Source organism: Streptomyces cyslabdanicus (assembly GCF_052663305.1).
Window position 1 is genome coordinate 53,861 of record NZ_JBQRUW010000058.1, and the last position, 23,610, is coordinate 77,470.

The following is a 23,610-nucleotide window of genomic DNA, read 5'->3' on the forward strand; positions in this document are numbered from 1 at the left end:
GCTGTACGCCAAGTAACGTCAATGCCGTTGACATAAGGCTTTCCGGCGCTGCGGGCCAGCGCGGACCGGCGGGCGCTCAGTACGCCTGTCCGCCTGCCCCGGGCAACCTGGCGGCGACGGCGTCGAGCAGCAGTTCCAGGGCGAACGGGTACCCGCTGAGCTGCATGTCGGCGGCCAGCAGGTGGGCGGTGGCGGCTATGTTGGGGTGGGTGCTTGCGTCCAGGCGGCCGTAGCGGGCTTGCCAGACCCTGCGCTCGGCCTCCTGTGCCGGGGCCGGCAGGGAGAGCGCCGCGGCGTCCAGGGCCGCGAAGGCGAGCCCCTGGTCCACGAAGGCGTGATAGATCCGCACCGCCGCCTCGTCCTGGAAGCCGGCCGAGCGCAGCAGGCCGAGGATCCCCTCCACGGCCCGGGTCTCGTTGTTTCGCCCGGTCGTCCGGTGCGCGGCCAGCAGCGCCGCCTGCGGGTGCGCCTGATAGGCGGCATGGATGCGCAGGCCCGCCTCGCGCAGGTCGGCCCGCCAGTCGCCGGTGGGCTGCCAGCCGTGCAGAGCGCGGCCGATGAGCTCGTCGGCGATGGCGAGCAGCAGGTCGTCGGTGTTGTGGAAGTACCGGTAGAGCGCGCTGGGGTCGGCGCCCAGTGCGGCTCCCAGTCGGCGGACCGTCAACGCCTCCGCGCCATGCTGGTGGATCAGTCGCAGGGCGGTCTCGATGATGATCTGCTCGGACAGTACCGTGCCCTGTTTGGTCGGCTTTCTGCGCCGCCGCTGCGGCTCGGGCACTACGCGCTCAGTCATGCCCCGAATCTTATGACAACAGCATTGACGTTCGTGTGAACCCAGGCTTTCATGCCTGTCGTCCGGCCCTTGGGCCACCTCCCCCTCGTGTGGCCCGCGGATGCCCTCGGAGTGTCTTCGCCTGCCCGCAGCCTGCGGCGCGGGCTCTGACGGTGACCCGAAAACGCCCCGGCGCCCCGGCTGTCCGGTGGCGCCACCACAGGCAACAGCACCTGGTTCCTCACTGCGGACCGCTCGCGGACCGCCGATCCCTTGGAGTACCACCATGACCAAGGCCGACCTGGTCTTCGTCCAAGGCCCCGTGCACACCGGGGACCCCGCTCGCACCCGGGCGAGCAGCCTGGCCGTCACCGGAGAGCGGATCTCGGCCGTCGGTCACGACGAGGTGAGGGAGCTGATCGGCCCCAGGACCGAGGTGGTCGACCTCACTGGCAAGCTGCTGCTTCCCGGCTTCCAGGACGCGCACGTCCACGCCGTATACGGGGGGTTGGAGCTCGGCGAGTGCGACCTCACCGGCACCGTGGGAGCCGACGAGTACCTGCGGCGCATCCGCGAGTACGCCGACGCTCACCCCGACATCCCCTGGATCACCGGTGGCGGCTGGTCCATGGAGAGCTTCGAGGGAGGCCTTCCCACCCGGCGGCTGCTCGACTCCGTGGTGCCCGACCGGCCGGTGTACCTGCCCAACCGTGACCATCACGGCGCCTGGGTCAACACCCGCGCGCTGGAACTCGCGGGCCTCTCCCGGGACACCCCGGACCCGACCGACGGCCGGATCGAGCGGGAGAGCGACGGCACACCGAGCGGCGTCCTGCAGGAGGGTGCCACCGCTCTGGTGGCCCGCCTGGTGCCCGACAAGACCGCCGCCGATCGACTGGCCGGCTTGCTGCGAGCCCAGCGGCTGCTCCACTCGCTCGGCATCACCGGCTGGCAGGATGCCCTCCTCGGCACGTTCAACGGCCAGTGCGACCCTTCCGACGCATATCTCACCGCCGCCCGCGAGGGCACCCTGACGGCCAGGGTCGTCGGCGCGCTGTGGTGGGACCGCAGGCGCGGCGCCGACCAGATTCCCGAACTGGTCTCGCGCCGCACCGAGTTGACCCACGAAAGATTTCGGGCCGGCTCGGTGAAGATCATGCAGGATGGCATCGCGGAGAACTTCACCGCCGCGATGAGCAGCCCTTACCTGGACAACTGCGGCTGCGTCACCGCCAACAGCGGCCTGAGCTTCGTCGACCCGGTCGAGCTGCGCTCGCACGTCACCGCGCTGGACGCGCTCGACTTCCAGGTTCACTTCCACGCCCTCGGTGACCGCGCGGTGCGCGAGGCGCTGGACGCCGTCGGGGCGGCCCGCACCGCCAACGGCCGCCGTGCCACCCGGCACCATCTGGCCCACCTTCAGGTCGTCCACCCCGATGACATCGCGCGCTTTGCCCGGCTCGGCGCAATCGCCAACATCCAGCCGCTCTGGGCCGCCCACGAGCCGCAGATGGACGAGCTCACCATCCCCTTCCTCGGACCCGAACGCGCCGCCTGGCAGTACCCCTTCGGCTCCCTGCTTCGCGCCGGCGCCACCCTTGCGGCGGGCAGTGACTGGCCCGTGAGCAGCCCCGACCCGATCGCCGGGATCCACGTCGCCGTCAACCGGGTGGCGCCCGAGACCATGCACGGCCGTGTCTTCCTGCCGGAACAGCGCCTCGACCTCGCCACCGCCGTCGCCGCCTACACCGCTGGTTCGGCCCATGTCAACGGCCTGGATGAGGCCGGCAGCCTCCGTCCCGGCAACCTCGCCGACCTGGTGGTCCTCGACCGGGACATCTTCACCGCCCCGGCCGAAGGGATCGGTACGGCCCGGGCCGTGCAGACCTATGTAGGGGGAGAGCTTGTCCACTTTGCCTCCTGACCGCCCATCAGCGCGGCCCGGCCGCACCTCGCGGACCGTAGCCGCGCTGAGAGGACGCCCTGAGCTCCAGTTTCGCCGGCACCACGGTGCCCGTGGGCTCCTGGCTTCCGCTCTCCAGTGCTGCAATCAACTGTTCGACGCCCGTCGCGGCAACGAGCTGAGGCTGGAGACTCAGCGTCGTGATGGGCGGGTCGGCGTACGCGGCCGAGGAGTCCTCGCTCGCGCAGACCAGCAGCAGGTCGCCCGGCACCGACAGGCCCAGGCGGCGCGCGGCGCCGAGCACCAGCGGGGGATTGGCCTCAGCCAGCAGGAAAAGGGCGTCGGGGACAGCGGAAGCGGTCAGAGCCCGCTCCACCGCCTCCACGACCGGTCCGTTGCCCGGACGCTCGGAGTGCGTGATACGAGGGGTGGCCTCCCGCTCGGCGCACCAATGCCGGTAGACGTCCAGCGCCTCCCGGTAGAAGCGGGTCGGGGCGTCGGGCGAGACGACCGCGATGCGCTGGGCGCCCTGGGCGTGGAGATGGTCCAGCACCTGGCGTATGGCGGTGTCGGTGTCTATGTCCACCCAGTGCGTGCCGGGGCGGCCCTCGACCGAGCGGTCGGTGGACAGCGGGACGCGGGCGGCGATGAAGTCCTCGACCAGGGGGTCGTCGGTGAGCGGGTCCGCGACGATCGCGGCGTCCAGTGGCAGGTCGGCCCACTCGCTGGGGGAGGACCTGGTCGGCAGCAGCACCAGGCCGTAGCCATGGTGCAGGGCCGCGGTCGCGATGGCGCTGGTCAGTTGGGCGAAGTACGGGGAGTCCATGTAGGACCCCGGGGTCGTGGGGTGCTCCCCGACGGCGTACCCGATGAGCCTCGCGTGCCCGGCACGTAGCAGCCGCGCGGTCGCGTTGGGCCGGTATCCGAGCCGGCGTGCGGTCTCACGGGCGTGCTCGCGCACGGCCGGCGAGAGGCGTCCGGTGCCGTTGAGCGCGGCGGAGACGGTGGTCTTGGACAGGCCCGCCTCGCGGGCGACGTCGATGAGGCGAACCCGGGGAACGGCGGCCGGGACGCCGTGGCCGGTGCGGCGCGGAGTTTCGGTCATGTGCCGATGCTGCCAGTTCAGCGGACCCGTCGTCACCCGGCTCTGACCTCGAAAAAATCGTTCCCGCAGTCCCTTGTGAAGGAACGTTCCCGCATCCATACTTTCCGGCAATCCCAAAACCCCCACCACCCCATGAAAGGGGCGGCTCCCTTGCGTGCCTCCAGACCGACCAGCCTGCTCGTCGCAGCCGCCGTCGTGGCCGCGGCCCTCTCCGGCTGCTCCGGTGCCGGTTCCACCGGTACCAACTCCACCAAGGACGGCGCGGCATACAAGGTCGCGCCGGACACGCCCGCGGCCAAGGGCCCGATCCCGTCGTTCACCTGGTCGCTGTACGCCGAGCCCTACTCCCTCGACTACACGCAGGCGTACGACTACCCGCCCAACACCGTCCTGGCGAACATCTGCGAGCAACTGTTCCGCACCACGCCCGAGATGAAGATCGTGCCGGCCCTGGCTGTGAAGTCGGCCCAACCCGACCCGCTCACCTGGGTGTACACCCTGCGCTCCGGCGTGAAGTTCCACAGCGGTGGGACCATGACCGCGGACGACGTCGTCGCCTCCCTCAAGCGCCATCTGGATCCGCGCGTCGGATCGGCCTGGGACAGTACGTTCAGAAACGTCGCCTCGATCTCCAAGACCGGTCCGCTCGAAGTGACGATCAAGCTCACCAAGCCCGACGTGCTGCTCAACGAGATGCTGGCGGCCTCCCCGGGCACCATCGAGAGCGCCTCCTTCCTGGCCGGGGCCGGCCGTGACTACGGCAGCCCCAAGGGTGGCGTCGACTGCACCGGCCCCTACGCGCTCGACAAGTGGGCCCAGGGCGAGAGCATCACCCTGAAGAAGAACCCCGCCTACTGGGACACCTCGCTGACGCCCAAGGCGGACAGCGTGAAGTTTGTCTTCATCCCGGATGCGGCCGCACGCACCAACGCCTGGCTCTCCGGTACGGTCGACGGCGGGTACCTGATCCCCTCCACCGCGTTTCCGCAGCTCAGGGCGACCTCGCAGGGAAAGCTGCACTTCGGCCCCAATACCGCCGCCTCCGACCTCGCCGTGATGAACCTCAAGGGCACGCTCGGCGACCTGAAGGTCCGTCAGGCCCTCGCCATGGCGCTGGACCGGAAGAGCATCATCAAGGCCGCCGCCGGCGGAGTGGGCATTCCGGCCAAGGCTCCGGCGGCACGGGGCGCGTGGCTCACCGCCCCGGACCGGACGGCCGGCTACTTCGATGCGCTCCCCGACCCGGTGTACGACCTCGAAGGCGCCAAGAAGCTGATCCAGGAGGCCGGAGCCACGGGCAAGAAGGTCGTCATGGCCACCAGTTCGCTCGCTCCCGAGATCAGTGTCGTCGCCAACGCCGTGCAGGCTGTGGGCAAGCAGATCGGTCTCGACGTGCAGCTCAAGCCGGTCTCGCCGGACGGGTACAGCGCGCTGTTCACCGACCCGCACGCCCGCGCCGGCATCGATCTGGTGTTCACCAACGGCTACACCAATTCGCCGGACCCGCTGGAGTACTACCAGTCGTTCCGCACCGGCGACTTCGCCAACTACGGCAAGTACTCGAACCCCGAGTACGACGCGCTCTACGACCAGGCGGCCGCGACCGCCGACCCGGCCGCCCGCGCAGACCTGACCGCCAAGCTCCAGGAGATCACGGTGCGGGAGCTGCCCGCGATCCCGATCTACGAGGCTCCCCACTCGGTGTTCCTGGGCAGCCGGATCACCGGGGCTCCGGCCGGAATCGCTCAACTGTACTTCCCGTGGGCCGCGACGATCGGCTCGGCGAACTGATGATCCGCTATCTCCTCGGCCGGCTCCTGGGGCTGGTGGCAGTGCTGCTGATCACCTCCTTCCTGGTGTTCGGCGCAGTGCACCTGGCTCCGGGGGATCCGGTGTCCTTCCTCCTCAAGGGCCACCCGGTGTCCCCGGAGACCATGGCCGCCATCCGCGCCCAGTACCACCTCGACGACCCGATCCTCACCCAGTACCTGAAGTGGGTCGGCAACGTTCTGCAGGGCGACTTCGGGCGCTCCGTGCAGTTCCGGCAGGACGTCGGCTCCCTCATCGGGTCGCGCCTGCCCGGCACGGTGCTCCTCATCGGGTACTCGGCCGTCCTGGTCTGCCTCGGCGGCGTGCTGGCCGGCATCATCGCCGCGCTGCGCCCCGGCGTGGTCGACCGTGTCGTGCTGGTGGGTACGGCAGTGGCCACGGCGACCCCGCCGTTCGTCAGCGCCGTCGTGCTGGTGTCACTGTTCTCGGTCCGGCTGGGCTGGTTCCCGGGGCCCGGTGCCACCGGCACCGGTTTGGCGGACCGGCTTTACCACCTGACCCTGCCCGCCTTCGCCCTCGCGATCACCCTGGCCGGACTGCTCGCCCGGGTGACCCGCTCCTCGATGCTCGACCAGTTGGGGCGGGAGCACGTCGAGGTGGCGCGTTCCCGCGGGGTCGCCGAGGGCGACGTGGTGCGGCGGCACGTGCTGCGCAACGCACTCGGTCCCATCGTCACCGTCGGCGGCACGATGCTCGCCGGACTCCTGGTGAGCACCGCGATCGTGGAGACCGCCTTCAACGTGTCCGGCGTCGGCTCACTGCTCGTGCAGTCGGTGACGGTCAAGGACTTCCCCGTGGTGCAGGCGATCACTCTGATCACCGTCGCGGCGTTTGTGCTGGTCAACATGGTCGTGGACCTCCTCGCGCCGCTCATCGACCCTCGGCTGACCCTCACCCGGCGAGGTGCCGCATGACCACCGCAGTCAACGTCACCGAGCTGCGCCGGCGCCCAGGCCTGCGCCGCCTTCAGGTACTCGGGCAGGGACCCCTGTTCACGGCGGCCGTCGTGCTGCTGGCCGCGCTGGTGGCCGTGGCCGTCCTCGCGCCGCTGCTCGCGCCGTACGATCCCGACGCCCTGGACCTGCAGGCCACCCTGGCCGGGAGCAGCGCCGACCACCTCCTGGGCGCCGACCAGTCGGGCCGCGACGTGCTGTCGCGACTGCTGTACGGCGCGCGCTCCGGGATGCTCGGACCGCTCCTGGTCGTCGGGTTGTCGACCCTGCTGGGCATCCTGGTCGGTGTGGTGGCCGCCTGGCGCGGCGGATGGGTCGACGCGGTCCTCTCCCGGTCGATGGACCTGGTGTTCTCCTTCCCCGGCCTGCTTGTGGCGATCATGTTCGTGGCGATCACCGGACCGGGCATGTCCGCGCCCGTCATCGCCATGGCGGTCGCGTACACGCCTTACGTGGGACGCCTGGTGCGTGGTGTCGCCCAGCAGGAGAAGGCCCGTCCGTACATCGAGTCCTACCGCGTGCAGGGCTGGTCGGGCTGGACGATCTGCCTCCGGCACCTGCTGCCCAACATCGCGCCGACGGTGCTCGCCCAGTCGGCGATCAACTTCGGCTATGCCCTGATGGACCTGGCCGCGCTGTCCTTCCTCGGCTTCGGCGTGCAGCCACCGACCGCCGACTGGGGCGCGATGATCAACGAGGGCGAGGGCGCGCTGCTGCAGGGGGCGATGCTCCCCGCGCTCGCACCGTCCGTGTGCATCGTGCTCGCCGTCGTGGCGTTCAGCATCGTCGGCGAGGGCATCGCCGACCGGGTCGCCAAGAGGGAGGAGTGAGAGAGATGACTGTGCAGCAGACTCTTCTGGAGATCGACAACCTCACCGTGCGGCTGCCCGAGGGGCGCGCGGCCCGGCCGATCCTGGACGGCGTGTCACTGCGCGTCACGGCCGGCGAGACCGTCGGCCTGGTCGGCGAGTCGGGTTCGGGCAAGTCGGTCGCGTGTCGCAGTGTGCTCGGGCTGCTGCCCGGAGAGGCGAGGACCGACGGCGAGGTTCGCGTGGCGGGCCGCGACGTGCTGACCCTGGACCGGAACGGGCTGAAGGAACTGAGGGCCCGGCAGGTCTCGATGGTCTTCCAGGACCCGCGTGCGTCGGTTAACCCCTTGCGACGTGTCGGCGACTTCCTCACCGAGGCGATGCGCGCCAACGGCATGCACGGGCCCGCGGCGCGTGCCCGTGCCGAGGAACTCCTCGATGCCGTGGGCATCCGCGATCCGCGCGACGCGCTGCGGCGCTACCCGCACCAGTTCTCCGGCGGCATGCTCCAGCGCGTCGTCATTGCGGCGGCACTCGCGGGCGAACCCTCGTTGCTGGTCGCCGACGAGCCGACGACCGCGCTGGACGTGACCACTCAGGCTGAGGTCGTCGCGATCCTCACCCGCCTGCAGGCCGAGCGGGGCACCGGCATGCTCTTCGTCACGCACGACCTCGACCTGGCCTCGGCCCTCTGCGACCGCATCTACGTCATGTACGCGGGGCGAATTGTCGAGACGCGGACGGCCGAGGCACTCTTCGAGCGCCCGCGCCACCCGTACACCGCCGGACTGCTCGCCTGCACACCCCGTCTCGAGCCGGACGCGGCGCCGCCACGGCCCATCCCCGGCCGTCCGGTCTCGCTCGCCGAATCGCCGTCCGGGTGCGCGTTCGCCGTCCGGTGCGCGCATGTACAGGAGCGCTGCTCGGCCGAGAAGCCCGTCCTTGAACAGTACGGCGAGGGCCTGAGTGCCTGCCTGCGTGCCGGAGAAGGGATCCCGCTGTGACTGCCGTGACCGCCGAGAGAGAGGCGACCGCCGCGTCCGGCCTCGTAGTGGAGGGACTGCGCAAGGAGTTTGGCGGTCACGTGGCCGTGGACGGAGTGTCGTTCGCGTTGGCGCCGGGTGGCTCACTGGGCATCGTCGGCGAGTCCGGGTGCGGGAAGACCACCACCGCGCGCATGCTCGTCGGCCTGGAGCGGCCCGACGCCGGCACCGTCCATCTGGACGGGCGTGACCGCTCGGCACGGGCCCGCGGGCGGGCCGAGCGGCTGGCCCGTGCCCGCGAGATCCAGATGGTGTTCCAGGACCCCTATCTGTCCCTCGACCCGCGCATCAGTGTGGCCGCGTGCATCGAGGAGGTGTTGCATCTGCACTTCTCGCTCGACGCCCCGGCGCGGCGCAGGCGGGTCGCCGAACTGCTCGACCAGGTGGGATTGGGCGAGCGCGAGGCCACGGCGCTGCCGCGCCGGTTGTCCGGTGGGCAGCGGCAGCGCGTGGCCATCGCCCGGGCACTGGCGGCCCGGCCGCAGGTGCTCATCCTCGACGAGGCGGTCGCCGCACTCGACGTGTCCATCCAGGCACAGATCCTCGACCTGCTCGCACGCATTCGGCGTGAGGAGGGCATCGGCTTCCTCTTCGTCAGCCACGACCTCGCCGTGGTGCGGCACATCACCGATGAGGTGGTGGTGCTCAGGTCCGGAAAGGTCGTCGAGTCCGGCCCCACCACCACCGTCCTGACCAACCCACAGCACGCATACACCCGCCTGCTGCTCGACTCCGTGCCGCGGCCCGGGTGGGATCCAGCCCGTATCTCCGAAGGCCGTCGCGCGCTCATCTGACCGTTCGGATCCATCTTGAAGGGCCATCACAGTGACCAACCCCACGAATTCCGCCGACTCCGTCGGCTCCACCGACCTCACCGACCTGGCCTATCTGCCGGCCGTCGAGGCGCTGCGCCGGTTCCGCGATCGCTCGTTGTCGCCAGTCGAGCTGATGAGCGCTGTCATCGCGCGTGCAGAGGCCGTTGAGCCCAAGGTCAACGCCCTCGCCGAGCGAACGTTCGAGGAGGCGCTCGCCGCTGCCCGCGATGCCGAGGCGCGGTACGTGGGCAAGGGTGAGCCGCCCCGTGCGTTGGAGGGTCTCGCCGTCGCGGCGAAGGAGGAGCAGCCCATCGCGGGTCGCCGTGCCACGGACGGCTCCCTGGTGTACCAGGACCAGGTTGCCGAGGAGACGCACCCGGTCGTCGAGCGGATCCAGGCCGCCGGCGGCATCGTGCACGCGCGGACCACAACCCCCGAGTTCAGCTGCGCTGCGTTCACCCAGTCACGGCTGTGGGGAGTCACCCGCAACCCGTGGAACCTGGAGTTCTCCCCGGGCGGTTCCTCGGGCGGATCGGGCGCCGCACTCGCGGCGGGCGAGGCGACGCTCGCGACCGGCTCCGACATCGGCGGCTCGATCCGCATCCCCGCCTCGTTCACCGGCACGGTCGGCTTCAAGCCGCCGTACGGGCGGGTGCCGGCGATGACTCCGTTCAACCTCGACACGTACTGCCACGACGGTCCGATGGCGCGTACCGTCGCCGACTGCGCCCTCCTGGAGAACGTGATAGCCGGGCCCCACCCGCTGGACGCCGTCTCACTGCGACCCAAGCTCATCCTGCCGGAGCAGTTCGAGAGCGTCGAGGGCTTGCGGGTGGCGCTGTCGGTCACTCTCGGAGACTGGGTGGTCGACCCCGAGGTCGAGGCCAACACCAGGGCGGTCGCGGAGGCACTGCGAGTGGCCGGGGCCATCGTCGAGGAGGTCGAGGTCTCGATCACGCGGGCGGACGTGTTCCGGGCAGCGCTGATCCACTTCGGCTCGATCTTCGGCCCGTACATCACGTCGATCGCCGCCGAGCACGGCGAGCTCCTCACGGACTACGCGCGCGACTTCGCCGAGCGGGCCGGCGCGGCCGCCCGCGAACCGGGCAGCTTCCTTCAGGGCCTCGAGATCGAGGGTGTGGTGCAGGCGGAGCTCGGTGCCCTGCTGGACCGCTACGACGTGCTGGTCTGCCCGACCGTCGCCATTCCGGCGTTCGCGGCCGACGACGACCATCTATCGACCAAGGTCGTGATCAACGGCGTCGAGCTGGACGACTACTTGGAGGCCGCAATGACCACGGTGTTCAACATCGCCAGCCGGTGCCCGGTGCTGAGCGTGCCGTCCGGCTTCGCCTCGTCCGGGGTGCCGACAGGCATCCAGGTCGTCGGGCGTACCTACGACGACACCACTGTGTTCCGCGCCGCCGCCGCGATCGAGGCCGTCCGGCCGTGGAACCGGTCGCCCGTTCTCTGACCTGAAACCGGCATGCCGACGGCCGCGCTTCCCTCTCCCTTGCGGGCGGTGAACGGCCACGGGCGCCGAGAGGTGTGGCTCAACGGGTGGTGCGGTCGGGAAGACCGCCGGGGAGGTGAACTCACGCAGGGTGTGATCGTCCTCGGCCACCCGGATCCCGCCCCGCACGTTCCCGCGCCGGTCCCGCGGCTCTCCCCGTCAGGCCGGACAGCAGGCCGGCGGGCAGCCACCACGTCGCCGCGCACAGGCACACCCCGAGCCAGCCCGCGGCGAACAGCCAGCCGCCGACGACGTCGGTGAACCAGTGCACCCCGAGATACACCCGGGTCAGCCCCACCAGCGCGCCCCAGCAGCCGACGACCAGGCGGACCGCCGTCCGGCGGCGCGGGGCGCGCGCGGTCACCGCCAGGATCACCAGCCCGGCGGTCAGCGCCGAGGTGGCGGTGTGCCCGGACGGGAACGACCAGCCGGAGGCGTGGGCCGCCCAGTCCTGCCGCGGCGGACGCGGCCGGGCGACCAGTTCCATCACGCCGTAGCGCACGGCCTGGCCCGCCAGCAGGCAGCCGAGACCGAGAGCGGCCGCGGCCGCACGCTGCCGGACGGTACGGCCGACGGCGAGGCCGGCCAGCGCGACGAGCAGGTACGGGACGGCCCCCGCCCCCGTGGAGGTGAGCGCGCGGGCCGCCGCCACCGCCACCGCCGGGCGGTGCCCGAGGGACCAGGAGAGCAGGCTGTCGTCCACGGACAGGGGGGTGCCGTGGCCGCCGACGACCAGGCCGAGCACGACGACCGCGGCCCAGGCGGCGAGCCCGGCGCCGCCCACGAGGCCGGCCGCGCCCCGGGGCCTCATGACACCAGCAACGGCCGCAGCCGTGTCGCGGCCAGGCGACGGGCGAGTGTCTCCGGCCGGCGCAGCAGCGCCCTCATCACGACGTAGGCCACCAGGGCACCGGACAACAGCCCCGCCGCCACGTCGTGCGGATAGTGGGCGCCGACCCAGACCCGGGAGGCGGCCATCGCGACGGCGGCCAGGCAGGCGAGCGCGCCGAGCCGGCGCGAGACGCCGAGTCGGCGTGCGACGAGGAGCAGCGCCACCGCGGCCGCGGCGGCGATCGCCGCGTGATTGCTCGGGAAGGACCAGTCGGTGCGGGCCGGACAGGCCTCCAGGGTGACCACGTGCAGCGTGCGGCACGGGCGCACCTCGCGCACCAGCAGCTTCAGGAGCGAGTTGACGGCGTAGGCGAGGACCACGACGAACGGCACCGCCAGGGCCGCGACCGCCGTCCCGGCGCCCACCCGGCGCGAACGCCACCAGACCGCCGTCATCAGCAGGGCGAACACGCCCAGGCCGTAGGCCGACCACACCGTCACCATGTCGTCCCACCACACGGGGGAGCGACGGGCCAGGTCCACCACGTCCACGTACAGGGACCCGTCGACGGACGAGCCCGACAGGGCGAGGATCATCCGCGCGCCTCCTTGGCCTTCGCCGCCCGGCGCGAGCGCAGGACCTCCGGGACGAGCGGGATCAGCGACACGATCACGACGAGCCCGATCACGGGCAGCAGGTACTTGTCGATGTTCGGCACGGAGGAGCCGAGCGCGTACCCCGCGAGGGTGAGGCCGACGCTCCAGGCGAGACCGCCGACGACCTGCCACAGGGTGAAGGTACGGGTCGGCACGCCCAGGGCGCCCGCCATCGGGTTGAGGACCGTCCGCACCACCGGTACGAAACGGGCCAGTACGATCGCCTTCGCGAACCCGTACCGCTCCAGGAGCTCCTCGGCGCGCTCGGCGCCCTCGCGCAGGCGCGGGGAGCGGCTGCGGGCGAGCAGGGCGCCGCCCGCCTTGCGGCCCAGCAGGAAGCCGCACTGCGAGCCGGCGAGCGCACCGACGACGGCCGCGACCAGCAGCGGGGCCAGCGACAACTTCACCCCACGGTCGGCCGTGCCGGTGCACAGCAGGCCCGCGGTGAACAGCAGCGAGTCGCCGGGCAGGAAGAAGCCGATCAGGAGCCCCGTCTCGGCGAACATCACCACGCCGACGCCCAGCACGCCGAAGGCGGCCAGCAGCGACTGGGCGTCCAGCACGTTGACAGCGAGCTGCGACGACAGGTGCGGGAGTGCGATCATCGTCGCGAGCCCTTTCCCTCGGGACGGCGGGCGCGCGACGGAGGGCACCGGCCGAGTGACTACAAATCTGTAGACCGTCTACGTCACTGTAGACGATAACGGCTTCCGAGGGGTTCCCGTGATCGCCCGCACGGGTGAACCGGGCCCGGCCTTCAGCCCCCGATCCAGTCGATCTGCCGCAGCTTGTTCGTCGCGTCCAGGGCGGCCACCTTGTACGACTCCGCGAGCGTCGGGTAGTTGAACACCGAGTCGACCAGGTAGTCCACGGTGCCGCCGCAGCCCATCACGGTCTGCCCGATGTGGATGAGCTCGGTGGCCCCGGTGCCGAAGCAGTGCACCCCGAGCAGTGTGCGGTCCTGAGGCGAGACCAGCAGCTTCAGCATGCCGTGCGAGTCGCCGATGATCTGCCCGCGGGCCAGCTCCCGGTAGCGGGAGACGCCCACCTCGAACGGTACCCCGTCCTCGGTGAGCTGGTCCTCGGTCCGCCCGACGAAGCTGATCTCCGGGATCGTGTAGATGCCGATCGGCTGGAGGCCGTTCATCCGGCCGACCGGCTCCCCGCACGCGTGGTACGCCGCCGCCCGCCCCTGTTCCATCGAGGTCGCCGCGAGCGCGGGGAAGCCGATCACGTCGCCGACCGCGTAGATGTGCGGCACCCGCGTGCGATAGTGCTCGTCGACCGCGATCCGGCCGCGGGCGTCGGCACTCAAGGAGGCCTTCTCCAGGTCGAGTCCGTCGGTGAGGCCCTGCCGGCCCGCCGAGTACATCACGGCGTCGGCCGGAATCTTCTTGCCGCTCTCCAGCACGGTGAGCGTGCCGTGCTCGTGGCGCTCCACCGCGGCCACCGTCTCCCCGAAGCGGAAGGTGACGGCGAGGTCCCGCAGGTGGTAGCGGAGCGACTCGACGATCTCGGCGTCGCACATGTCGAGCATGCCCGGACGCCGTTCGACGACGGTCACCCTGCTGCCGAGCGCGGCGAACATGGAGGCGTACTCCATCCCGATGACCCCGGCGCCGACGATGACCATCGACCGCGGCACCCGCTCCAGCGTGAGCACGTTGTCCGAGTCCATGATGGTGCGCCCGTCGAACTCCACGCTGTCCGGACGGGCCGGTCGCGTACCGGTCGCGATGACTATGTGTTCGGCGGTCAACAGCCTTTCCTCGCCGGTCACCTCGCGCAGCGCGACGGTGTGCTCGTCGACGAAGCGGCCGGTCCCGGAGAGCAGGGAGACCTGGTTGCGGGAGAGCTGGCTGCGGATCACGTCGACCTCGCGGCCCACCACGTGCTGGGTGCGCGCGGTCAGGTCGGCGACGGTGATGTCTTCCTTCAGCCGGTAGCTCTGACCGTACAGATCGCGCTGGGTGAGTCCGGTGAGGTAGAGCACCGCCTCGCGCAGGGTCTTGGAGGGAATGGTTCCGGTGTGGATCGAGACCCCGCCCACCATGTCGGGGCTGTCGACGACAGCTACCCGGCGGCCCAGTTTGGCCGCGGCGATGGCGGCCTTCTGGCCGCCCGGTCCGGATCCTATGACGATCATGTCGAAGTCGGGCACGCCCCGGAGTCTCGCAGAGCGAGGGCCCCGAGCGAAAGGGACGAGCGAGAGGGCCCCGAACGAAGGGGACGGGCGAAAGCGACGAGCGAAAGGGACCGGAACGGCAGGACCCGGTCCCTTTCGCTCGGCTCCTGGAGACCCTAGGCCCTGTCGTCAGACTCCCGTCTGCCTCGCGACGCCATGTACGTACTCTCGCCGCACCGGGCCCTGACCCAAGTACATCCAGTACGAGGGCCAGGGCCCGGCACGCCGAGAGCACGCACCTGACGCCGCGAGGCCCGCCCTCCGGGCGGACGACGGGAGTCTGACGACAGGACCTACGGCAGCAGCTTGTCCAGGGCGGCAGGGCCCTCCGTCTCGATCTTGCGCTTGGCCCACTCCAGGTTGCGCGGCGTGATGTCGCGGCCCGCGGCCAGCACCACGTCCTCGGGCGAGACGTCGGTGCCGGTACGGGCGTGGAGCACGTCGTCCGGGGTGCAGCGGTCCCCGGACTCGCGGGATGCATCGGGTTGTGACGTCGACATGTGGCCTCCTCGGGTCCGGCTGGATCCCCGCCCGGGTCCGGAGTGCGGGCCTCGTGCTGCGGGAGCGGGACCTCCTCCCACGATTGCCCGTCGGACGGCACCCTGCATCCGGAAGGCCGCTCCTAAGCTGGAGGGACGGCAGGAGCCGCGAGCACGGTCCGCGTGAGGAGGCAGCGAGGGGACAGGGGGACAGCCAGGGGGACAGAGAGGGGACAGGAGGCGGCGCGATGGCCGACACCCGAAGCCGGGGCCCCGAGACGGGCGCACCCCGCTACGTTCCGATCGCCGACCACGGTCTGATCGGCGACCTGCGCAGCGTCGCGCTCGTCGGCACGGACGGCACGATCGACTGGTACTGCTGTCCCGCCTTCGACGCCCCGAGCGTCTTCGCCTCGATCCTGGACGCCGAGCGCGGCGGCCGCTTCGAACTCGCGGCGGCCGAGGCGGCGCGCACCAAGCAGTTCTACTTCCCCGACACCAACGTGCTGATCACCCGGTTCTTCACCGAGGACGGCGTCGGCGAGGTGCAGGACTTCATGCCGGTGACCGGCGACCGGAGGGAGAGGGCCGAGAGCGAACGGCACCGCCTCATCCGGCGCGTGCTGTGCGTGCGCGGCACCCTGCCGTTCCGGGCCCGGGTGGCTCCCCGCTTCAACTACGGCGCCGACGCGCACACGGTCCGGATGGAGAGCGGCACGGTCCTGTTCGAGTCCGCGACCCTTTCCCTCGCGCTGACGTCCACCGTGCCCCTGGAGAGCGACGGCACGGACGTGTGGGCGGACTTCAAGCTCGCCGAGGGCGAGTCGGCCGTCCTCGCGCTGGACCAGGTCGGCCGCGAGGTGGCCCCGCGGCGGTGCGCCCACGCCGAGGCCGAGGAGCAGTTCTGCGCCACGGTCACCTACTGGCGCCGCTGGCTCGCGCAGTCCCGCTACCGCGGCCGCTGGCGGGAGATGGTCCACCGCTCCGCCCTCACGCTGAAGCTGCTCACCTACGCCCCGACCGGCGCCATCGTGGCGGCGCCCACCACGAGCCTGCCCGAGCGGGTCGGCGGTGAGCGCAACTGGGACTACCGCTATGTCTGGGTGCGCGACGCCGCGTTCGCCGTCTACGCGCTGCTGCGGCTCGGCTTCGCCGGCGAGGCCGAGGCGTTCATGCGCTTTCTGACCCGGCACATCAGCCCGGGCGACGGCAAGGCGACGGGCCCGTTGCAGGTCATGTACGGCATCGACGGCCGCACCGAGCTGCCCGAACGCGAACTCGGCCATCTGGAGGGACACCGGGGATCCGCGCCCGTCCGGGTCGGCAACGCCGCCGCCGACCAGCTCCAGCTCGACATCTACGGCGCCCTGATCGACTCGATCTACCTCTTCGACAAGTGGGCCCAGCCGATCTCCAGCGACCAGTGGGACGACGTGTCCGCGCTGGTGGAATGGGTGTGCCGGCACTGGGACCAGCCCGACGAAGGGGTGTGGGAGACCCGCGGCGGCAAGAAGGACTTCCTGTACTCGCGCCTGATGTGCTGGGTGGCCGTCGAACGCGCCATGCGGCTGGCCAACCGCCGCGGCCTGCCCGCCGACCTGTCCCACTGGCGGCAGAGCCGGGACGCCATCTACCGCCGCATCATGGACCGCGGCTGGTCCGCCGAACGACAGGCCTTCGTCCAGTACGAGGACGGCGACGTACTGGACGCCGCCGTGCTGATGATGCCGCTGGCGAAGTTCATCGCGCCGACCGACCCCAAGTGGCTGTCCACCCTCGACGCGCTGACCGGGGACCTGGTCTCCGACTCGCTCGTCTACCGGTACGACCCGCAGGCCAGCCCCGACGGGCTGCGCGGCGACGAGGGAACGTTCTCCATCTGCTCCTTCTGGTACGTCGAGGCCCTCACCCGGGCCGGCCGTCTCGACGAGGCCCGCCTCGCCTTCGAGAAGATGCTCACCTACGCCAACCACCTGGGCCTGTACGCCGAGGAGATCGGCCCCACCGGCGAGCAGCAGGGCAACTTCCCTCAGGCCTTCACGCACCTGTCCCTGATCAGCGCGGCGTACAACCTCGACCGCGCGCTGGGCTGACATCGAGCGCGGGTCCCGGTCCGCCGCGGTGTCAGCCGATGTGGTAGCCGTCGCCGTACACCTTCCAGTCCAGCGGCGGCTCCAGGTCGAGGTTGCCCCGGCGCAGGAAGGCCCGCTGCCCGGTGTCGACCCTGCTGGTCTCGCGATGCGCCGCCTCCTGCCGCATGGCCCACAGGCGCGCGTCGAGGAACGCGTTCAGGTACTCCACCTCGTCGCCGCCGCGGGCCGGCGGCACGGCCCCGCGCAGGGCTCGTTCGCGGATGCGGCGGAAGCCGTTCGGGCCACCGCCGCCGTGCATGACCATCGCGTCGAAGTACGCGAACTGGCCGAGGGCGCGCAGCCCGTCCGCCTTGCCCCGCGCGACGGCAGGGTCGAAGTAGACGCGGTCGCGCTCGTCTTCCTGGGCCCGCTGGAAGGCGGTGTCCTGCGCCGCCCTGCGCCAGTCACCGGGGAAACCGGGGTCCAGCCCCTGGTGCCCGTCGGTGCCGACGAGGCGGTGCAGCGCCGGAAGGTACCCGGCCAGTACGTTGTGGGGCCTGCGGTCGGTGTAGAGCCGCACCAGGTTGAGCATGTCGCCGGTGCCGGAGCAGAAACCGACGACGCCGGCCGTGTAGCCGCGTGCGTCACCGAGGTCCTCGATGTACCCGTACCGGGCCCTCCAGTCGAGCGTGGAGTTCTCCGCGCTCGCCACCAGTTTCATGGCGATCTCCTTCTTCGCCGGATCGTCCAGGCCGGGCGCCGCCGCGGTGGTGCGCCGCGCGCCGACGAGGGCGACGGCGGCGAGCGAGGCGCCGATCACGGCGAGGGCGCCGCGGCGGGCCGGCGCGGTCGTGCCGGGGGTTTCGTGCACCAAAGGAGCTCCAAGTGACTCGACTGCTCAACTGCTCTGCTCAACTGCTCGGCTGCTCAAGTGCTCGACTTGAGTGGGGGAGTGCGTGTACGTGTGTGTGGGCGGAGGGGAGGCGGCTCAGGGCAGCGGTTGCTCGGCCCATATGGCCTTGCCGGTGGGCGTGTAGCGGGTGCCCCACCGCTCGGCGAGCTGCGCGACGAGGAACAGCCCGCGGCCCCCTTCGTCCGTGCTGGCCGCGTGACGCAGGTGCGGGGAGGTGCTGCTGCTGTCGAAGACCTCGCAGATCAGGGCGCGGTCACGCAGCACCCGGACGCGGATGGGCTCGGCGCCGTAACGGATCGCGTTGGTGACCAGCTCGCTGAGGATCAGCTCGGTGGTGAACGTCAGCTCCTGAAGCCCCCACTCCGCCAGCCGCCGGCTCACCGCCGCGCGCACGTCCCCGACGGCCGCCGCCTCCCCGGGCACGTCCCACTCGGCGACCTGCCCGGGCCCCAGGGCCCGGGTGCGGGCCACGAGCACCGCGATGTCGTCCACCGGCCGGGCGGGCCGGACGTCCAGGACGGCCCGGCACGTGTCCTCGGGCGACTCGCCGGCGCAGGCGAGAGCGGCGCGCAGGTCCTCCAGACCCGTGTCGATGTCCCGCTCCCGGTCCATCACGAGTCCGTCGGTGTACAGGACCAGCCGGCTGCCCTCCGCCAGCTCCAGCTCCGCCGTCTCGAACGGCAGCCCGCCGAGACCGAGCGGGGGACCGGCGGGCACGTCGGGGAACGTCACGCTTCCGTCGGGTCCGACCACGGCGGGCGGCGGATGGCCGGCGCGGGCGACCGCACAGCGGCGTGAGACCGGATCGTAGACCGCGTACAGGCAGGTCGCGCCGGTGACGGGCACGCCGGCACTGTCCGCGGTCTCGTCCTGGTCGATGCGCCCGACCAGCTCGTCCAGCAGCCCCAGCAGCTCGTCGGGCGGCAGGTCCAGGGCGGAGAAGTTGCTGACCGCGGTCCGCAGCCGTCCCATCGTGGCCGCGGCGTGCAGCCCGTGACCGACCACGTCCCCGACGACCAGCGCGACCCGCGCCCCGGACAGCGGCAGCACGTCGAACCAGTCCCCGCCCACGCCCGCCTGCGCGGGCAGATAGCGGTGGGCGATGTCCAGCGCGTTCTGCTCGGGCAGGCTGCGCGGCAGCAGGCTGCGCTGGAGGGTGACCGCCAGTGAGTGCTCGCGGGTGTAGCGGCGGGCGTTGTCGATGGAGACGGCGGCCCGGGCCACGAGTTCCTCGGCGAGGGCCAGCTCCTCGGCGTCGAAGGGCTCGTCCTTCTCCGACCGCCAGAAGCCGACCAGGCCCAGCAGCAGGTTGCCCGCCCGCACGGGCACGGTGATCAGGGAGTGGATGCCGAACGCCAGCACCCGCTCGGTGCGCTCGGCATCCTGGGCCTGCCAGCCCGGGGCCGCTTCCAGCCGGGGCTCCAGGACCGGCTGGCGGGACTTGAGACTGAGGGCCTGCGGGGTGGAGGGGACGAAACGGATCTCCTCGCCCAGCGGGTAGAGCGGCGCGTTCTCGCGGATCCCGGCGAGGGCCGTACGGCGCAGTGCGGCTCCCGGGTCCGGGTCCTCGCCGGCCAGCACGGCGTCGTACAGGTCCACGGTGGCGAAGTCCGCGAACCGGGGGACGGCGAGCCGGACGAGTTCCTCGGCGGTCCGGGCCACGTCCAGGGTCGTGCCGACGCCCACTCCGGCGTCGTAGAGCAGGCTGAGGCGCTCCCGTGCCTTCTCCGCCCGGCCGGACAGGGCGCGCAGCTCCGTGGAGTCGCGCAGCGTGGCCACACTGCCCGCCGGGCCTCCCGCCATGTCCGTGGGCCGCTGGTTGACCGCCAGCAGCCGGTCGCCGACCAGGTGCACCTCGTCGGTGGCGATCCGCCCGGAGGCCAGCAGGTCGGCGGTCTCGGGGGCGAGTCCGAGGTCGAGCACGTGCCGGCGCTCGGCGTCCTCGGGCAGGCCGAGCAGGCGGTGCGCCTCGTCGTTGGCCAGCAGCAGCCTTCCGTCGTCGCCGACGATGATCACGCCTTCCCGGACGGAGTGCAGCACCGCGTCGTGGTGCTCGTACATCCGGGTCATCTCCCGGGGGCCGAGCCCGTGGGTCTGGCGCAGCAGCCGCCGGGTGACCAGCGCCGTCCCCGCCGTGGCCAGGGCCAGGGCGACGGCCGCGGCGCCCAGGACGACCGGCAGCTGCCGGTCCGCCAGGCCGCCGGCGTTCCTGGTGGTGATGCCGGCCGACACCAGGCCCACCACCGTGCCGTCGGGTGCCTGGACCGGCACGACGGCCTGCACCAGCGGCCCGAGGGTGCCGTCGACCTGTTCGACGACCGTGCCGCCGGCCAGCGCGGGCCGGAGGGAGCCGACGAACCTCTTGCCGATGCGGTCCGGCTCGGGGTGGGTGTAGCGGATCCCCTCGGTGTTCATCACGACGAGGAAGTCGACGTGCGACTCCTTGCGGGCCGCCTCGGCGCGCGGTTGCAGCACCGCCGTCGGGTCCGGGGCGGCGAGCGCCTCCCGGACGCCCGGCGCGTTGGCGAACGTCTCGGCGACCGCCAGGGAGCGGTTGCGGGCCTCCTGGTCGCCGTCGTGCCGCACCTGGAGCACCAGCGCCACCACGGCCGCCGCGACCAGCAGCACCACGATGGCGACCTGGAGCAGGAACACCTGCCCGGCGACGCTGCGCCCGCCGAGCGCCGAGCGCAGCCCGCGCGGTCTGCTGGGGCCCGTCCGGCCATGCCCGGCCCGCCCGCGCGCCCGCCGGGCATGGCCGGACGCGAGCTGGAGACGCCGTCCGCCGGGACGGTGGGTCGACCGGGGGCCGGTACGACCCGGGAGCCGGACCATGAGCCATGTCTACACCGCCGCGCCCCGCGAGGCGAGAGGCAGACACCTGCCCGGTCACACGTGCGGGCACGGGACGACCCCGCGGACGCCTCCACTCGAACGCCCGGCGCTGCCGCTCCGCGGCGCGGCGGTCGCCGCGGAAGCGGCCCCGGCGCAGCCCGGTCGCCCTGGCGAAGGCCGGTCGAGGGGCGGTGCCGACGCCGGCCGAGGCGGTATGTTGCCGCCATGTACGCCACGCGGATCTCACGGCGGGTGCAGGCGTCTCCCGCCGCCGTCTACCGGGCCCTCACCGACCCGGACGCGGTGGCGAGATGGCGCGTCCCCGACGGTATGACCGCCCACGTCCACGCGTTCGACGCCCGCGAGGGCGGCGCGTTCCGGGTGTCCCTCTCCTACGACGAGCCGGGGGCCCAGGGCAAGTCGGGTGCCCGCACGGACACCTACCGGGGGCACTTCGCCCGGCTCGTGCCCGATCGCCTCGTGGTCGAGGTGCTCGCGTTCGAGACCGACGAGGACGCCCTGCGGGCCACGATGACGATGACCACGTCACTGGCCGAGGTGGACGGCGGGACGGAGGTCGTGATCGTGCACGAGGGCATCCCCGACGAGGTGCCGCGCGCGGACAACGAGCTGGGGACACGCATGGCCCTGGACCACCTCGCCCGGCTGGTGGAGGACGGCCCCCACTAGGGTCACCGGTCGGCTCCTGGGGTCACCGGTCGGCGGTGTGGGCCGCGGCGACCGCCTGTGCGGCGTAACCGCGTCCGAAGAGCACCGTGTGCACCAGCAGCGGGAAGAGCTGGTGCAGCCCGACACGGCCGGCCCAGCCGTCGGCGAGCGGCGCGACCTGCTGGTATCCGTCCAGTACACGGTCCAGGTGCGGGCAGCCGAACAGCTGGAGCATCGCCAGGTCGGTCTCCCGGTGCCCGCCGTGCGCGGCGGGGTCGATCAGCCAGACCTCGTCGTCCGGGCCCCACAGCACGTTGCCGTTCCACAGGTCGCCGTGGAGCCGCGCGGGCGGTTCGGCGGGACCGGCCAGCTCGGGCAGCCGTTCCCGTACGCGTTCGATCACGGCCGCCTCGGCGGGACGCAGGACGCCGTCGTCGACCGCGCGGCGCAGATAGGGGAGCACCCGGTGCTCGGCGTACCAGCCGGGCCAGTCGGTGCCGGGAACGTTGCGCATCGGCGCGAGCCCGATGTACGCCTCCCGCGGTCCGCCGGGCGGAGCGGTACCGAACGCGGGTGCCCCGGCGGCGTGCAGGGCGGCCAGGTCACGGCCGAACCGCATCGCCGCCCCCGGACCGGGCCTGCCGGGTGGCACCCGGTCGGTGATCAGCCAGCGGCGGTCGTGGCCGTGCACGGCGGGGACCCGCACCGCGCCCGCCTCGGCGAGCCAGCGCAGCCCCGCGGCCTCGGCGCGCACCGCTTCCGGATCCTCACCGCGCTTGACCACGACCACGTCGCCGCCGTCGAGGGTCACCTCGGTGGGGTTCGCCGCCGACGAGCCCCGGCCACTCGCCGCACGCCCGGTCAGCCGGGCGGCCGCGGCGACGGGATCCTGGCCGGAGCCGGCTCCGCCCGGCGGACGGCCGGTCACGCGGGCAGGCGCTCGCGCACCCAGTCGAGCAGGCCCGGGGTCGCGGCCTCGATCATGGCCAGCACCTCCTCGAACCCCTCCGGCCCTCCGTAGTACGGGTCCGGCACGTCCAGGTCGCCGGTCGCCTCCGGGTCGAAGGAGCGCAGCAGCCGCACCCGGGACGGTTCGTCGACGAGCCGGCGCAGGGACTTCTCGTGACCGCGGTCCATGGCCAGGAGCAGGTCGGCGTCCAGGTGTTCGGCGCCGACCTGGGCGGCGACGTGCCGGACCGGGTAGCCGTGCCGGGTCAGCACCTCACCGGCCCGCTCGTCGATGGCCTCCCCGACGTGCCACGGGCCGATGCCGGCGCTGCTGACCCGGACCGTGTCCGTGAGCCCCTCCCGGCGCAACCGCTCGGCGAACACCAGCGCCGCGGACGGCGACCGGCAGATGTTCCCGCTGCAGACGAAACAGATGTGCACGGCCCCACAGTACGGGCCCCCTCCCGAAGCCGCTCAGGTGCTGCGCAGGGTCTTCCTGGCGAGTTCGTAGGCGGGGAGCATCTGTTCGTGTTCCTCGGTGTCCATGCCGCCGAGGTGCAGTACCACCGGACCCCGGGCGGTGCCGACGGCCAGGGCGCGTTCCTTCTTCGTCTCGTCCAGGAGTTCGCTCGTGCGCAGGTAGGCGACTTCGACGCCCTGGAGCCCGCCCGCCGCGAACGAGTGGTACGTCTCCCCGCTCACTCCGTCCTCGGCGGCCACGAAGGCCCGCAGCGCCGTGCTCGCGTCCCCCGCGTCCGGGGAGCCGGTGAACACGCGGAGGAAGCCGATGTGCCCCGCGGGCCTGGCGTCGACCTCGCACACGGCGGTCACCGGCCCCTGGCGCAGCAGGGCGTCCGTGACCTCCTTGCCGGCGGGGGAGTCGCCGGCCGCCGCCGGATCCACCGCCTCGGCCTTCCAGCCCTCGGCGATGTCGAAGGTGACGGGCAGCTCGCACGCCGACCCCGGGGCGCCGATCGTGCCCCCGCCGCGGACGGCTGTGCCTGTCGCATCCGTCGCGTCCGTCGCGGCCGCCGCTCGCACGGTGGACGCCCCCTCCCGCGACGCTCCCGAACACGCCGTCAGCGTCCCGCCCAGCAGCACCGCCACGACGGCCGGACCCCACCACGCCGTGCCCACCCGAACCCGCACCGCTTTCTCCCCTCCTCGCCGGCTCGCCACCGTAGCGGGTCACGTCCTGGAGGCCTTGGGCGGCCCCGCCCCGCTACGGGCTGCGGACGGGGTGCGGGCCGTGCGCGGCGCGGTGCTCGCCGAGGGGCG

General features: G+C 72.2%; 21 protein-coding genes. 9 read left to right on the forward strand and 12 right to left on the reverse strand.

Going from position 1 to position 23,610, the window contains the following annotated elements; all coding sequences use genetic code 11:
* Positions 1-76: 76 nt before the first annotated feature.
* The gene (locus ACTYVM_RS31085) at positions 77-793 is read right to left on the reverse strand and encodes a TetR/AcrR family transcriptional regulator (protein ID WP_445529165.1); all 717 of its coding nucleotides are present in this window, start codon (positions 791-793) and stop codon (positions 77-79) included.
* Between the two features lie 265 nt (positions 794-1,058).
* On the opposite strand from ACTYVM_RS31085, the gene ACTYVM_RS31090 reads away from it, so the two are divergent.
* A complete protein-coding gene (locus ACTYVM_RS31090; RefSeq protein ID WP_445529166.1) occupies positions 1,059-2,696 on the forward strand; it encodes an amidohydrolase in 1,638 nt (545 codons plus the stop codon).
* A 7-nt stretch (positions 2,697-2,703) separates the two neighbouring features.
* Here the strand turns inward: ACTYVM_RS31090 and ACTYVM_RS31095 are convergent, their stop codons facing one another.
* On the reverse strand, positions 2,704-3,780 hold the full coding sequence (locus ACTYVM_RS31095) for a LacI family DNA-binding transcriptional regulator (protein ID WP_445529167.1): 1,077 nt from the start codon (positions 3,778-3,780) through the stop codon (positions 2,704-2,706).
* A gap of 150 nt (positions 3,781-3,930) precedes the next feature.
* Here ACTYVM_RS31095 and ACTYVM_RS31100 point away from each other — a divergent pair, with 150 nt between their 5' ends.
* Genes ACTYVM_RS31100 through ACTYVM_RS31125 form a run of 6 tightly spaced genes read left to right on the forward strand, consistent with a single transcriptional unit; the run spans position 3,931 to position 10,704 of the window.
* Complete coding sequence (locus ACTYVM_RS31100; protein WP_445529168.1) at positions 3,931-5,571, forward strand: ABC transporter substrate-binding protein; 1,641 nt, start codon at positions 3,931-3,933, stop codon at positions 5,569-5,571.
* Positions 5,571-6,524 (forward strand): ABC transporter permease, encoded by a 954-nt coding sequence (locus ACTYVM_RS31105; protein ID WP_445529201.1) that lies wholly within the window; start codon positions 5,571-5,573, stop codon positions 6,522-6,524. Before ACTYVM_RS31100 ends, ACTYVM_RS31105 begins: the two co-directional genes overlap by 1 nt.
* On the forward strand, positions 6,521-7,393 hold the full coding sequence (locus ACTYVM_RS31110; RefSeq protein ID WP_445529169.1) for an ABC transporter permease: 873 nt from the start codon (positions 6,521-6,523) through the stop codon (positions 7,391-7,393). The genes ACTYVM_RS31105 and ACTYVM_RS31110 overlap by 4 nt, the downstream gene beginning before the upstream one ends.
* A gap of 5 nt (positions 7,394-7,398) precedes the next feature.
* Positions 7,399-8,376, forward strand: coding sequence for an ABC transporter ATP-binding protein (locus ACTYVM_RS31115; RefSeq protein ID WP_445529170.1), 978 nt, complete (start codon positions 7,399-7,401; stop codon positions 8,374-8,376).
* Positions 8,373-9,209, forward strand: coding sequence for an ABC transporter ATP-binding protein (locus ACTYVM_RS31120; RefSeq protein ID WP_445529171.1), 837 nt, complete (start codon positions 8,373-8,375; stop codon positions 9,207-9,209). The genes ACTYVM_RS31115 and ACTYVM_RS31120 overlap by 4 nt, the downstream gene beginning before the upstream one ends.
* Before the next feature lie 31 nt (positions 9,210-9,240).
* Positions 9,241-10,704: an amidase gene (locus ACTYVM_RS31125; protein WP_445529172.1), complete on the forward strand. Its 1,464-nt coding sequence runs from the start codon at positions 9,241-9,243 to the stop codon at positions 10,702-10,704.
* Between the two features lie 121 nt (positions 10,705-10,825).
* Here ACTYVM_RS31125 and ACTYVM_RS31130 read toward each other — a convergent pair whose 3' ends face one another.
* From ACTYVM_RS31130 to ACTYVM_RS31150, 5 genes are all read right to left on the reverse strand, one after another.
* Positions 10,826-11,554 (reverse strand): phosphatase PAP2 family protein, encoded by a 729-nt coding sequence (locus tag ACTYVM_RS31130; RefSeq protein WP_445529173.1) that lies wholly within the window; start codon positions 11,552-11,554, stop codon positions 10,826-10,828.
* Positions 11,551-12,171 (reverse strand): phosphatase PAP2 family protein, encoded by a 621-nt coding sequence (locus ACTYVM_RS31135; protein ID WP_445529174.1) that lies wholly within the window; start codon positions 12,169-12,171, stop codon positions 11,551-11,553. Before ACTYVM_RS31135 ends, ACTYVM_RS31130 begins: the two co-directional genes overlap by 4 nt.
* A complete protein-coding gene (locus ACTYVM_RS31140) occupies positions 12,168-12,836 on the reverse strand; it encodes a DedA family protein (protein WP_445529175.1) in 669 nt (222 codons plus the stop codon). Before ACTYVM_RS31140 ends, ACTYVM_RS31135 begins: the two co-directional genes overlap by 4 nt.
* Positions 12,837-12,988: 152 nt before the next feature.
* A complete protein-coding gene (gene sthA / locus ACTYVM_RS31145) occupies positions 12,989-14,392 on the reverse strand; it encodes a Si-specific NAD(P)(+) transhydrogenase (RefSeq protein ID WP_445529176.1) in 1,404 nt (467 codons plus the stop codon).
* A 317-nt stretch (positions 14,393-14,709) separates the two neighbouring features.
* On the reverse strand, positions 14,710-14,916 hold the full coding sequence (locus ACTYVM_RS31150; protein WP_400028627.1) for a hypothetical protein: 207 nt from the start codon (positions 14,914-14,916) through the stop codon (positions 14,710-14,712).
* A gap of 227 nt (positions 14,917-15,143) precedes the next feature.
* Here ACTYVM_RS31150 and ACTYVM_RS31155 point away from each other — a divergent pair, with 227 nt between their 5' ends.
* Entirely contained in the window at positions 15,144-16,988 is a 1,845-nt protein-coding gene (locus ACTYVM_RS31155; RefSeq protein WP_445529177.1) for a glycoside hydrolase family 15 protein, read from the forward strand.
* A gap of 31 nt (positions 16,989-17,019) precedes the next feature.
* On the opposite strand, the gene ACTYVM_RS31160 is transcribed toward ACTYVM_RS31155, so the two are convergent.
* Positions 17,020-17,838 (reverse strand): chitosanase, encoded by an 819-nt coding sequence (locus ACTYVM_RS31160; RefSeq protein WP_445529178.1) that lies wholly within the window; start codon positions 17,836-17,838, stop codon positions 17,020-17,022.
* A 117-nt stretch (positions 17,839-17,955) separates the two neighbouring features.
* Positions 17,956-20,715 (reverse strand): SpoIIE family protein phosphatase, encoded by a 2,760-nt coding sequence (locus ACTYVM_RS31165; protein ID WP_445529179.1) that lies wholly within the window; start codon positions 20,713-20,715, stop codon positions 17,956-17,958.
* A 225-nt stretch (positions 20,716-20,940) separates the two neighbouring features.
* Between ACTYVM_RS31165 and ACTYVM_RS31170 the strand changes: the two genes are divergently transcribed.
* On the forward strand, positions 20,941-21,405 hold the full coding sequence (locus tag ACTYVM_RS31170; RefSeq protein WP_445529180.1) for an SRPBCC family protein: 465 nt from the start codon (positions 20,941-20,943) through the stop codon (positions 21,403-21,405).
* A 22-nt stretch (positions 21,406-21,427) separates the two neighbouring features.
* Here the strand turns inward: ACTYVM_RS31170 and ACTYVM_RS31175 are convergent, their stop codons facing one another.
* The 3 genes from ACTYVM_RS31175 to ACTYVM_RS31185 are packed head-to-tail and all read right to left on the reverse strand — an operon-like array spanning position 21,428 to position 23,481.
* Entirely contained in the window at positions 21,428-22,312 is an 885-nt protein-coding gene (locus tag ACTYVM_RS31175; RefSeq protein ID WP_445529181.1) for a fructosamine kinase family protein, read from the reverse strand.
* Complete coding sequence (locus ACTYVM_RS31180) at positions 22,309-22,773, reverse strand: low molecular weight protein-tyrosine-phosphatase (protein WP_445529182.1); 465 nt, start codon at positions 22,771-22,773, stop codon at positions 22,309-22,311. The genes ACTYVM_RS31175 and ACTYVM_RS31180 overlap by 4 nt, the downstream gene beginning before the upstream one ends.
* A 33-nt stretch (positions 22,774-22,806) precedes the next feature.
* On the reverse strand, positions 22,807-23,481 hold the full coding sequence (locus ACTYVM_RS31185) for a lipoprotein (protein ID WP_445529183.1): 675 nt from the start codon (positions 23,479-23,481) through the stop codon (positions 22,807-22,809).
* Between the last annotated feature and the right edge of the window lie 129 nt (positions 23,482-23,610).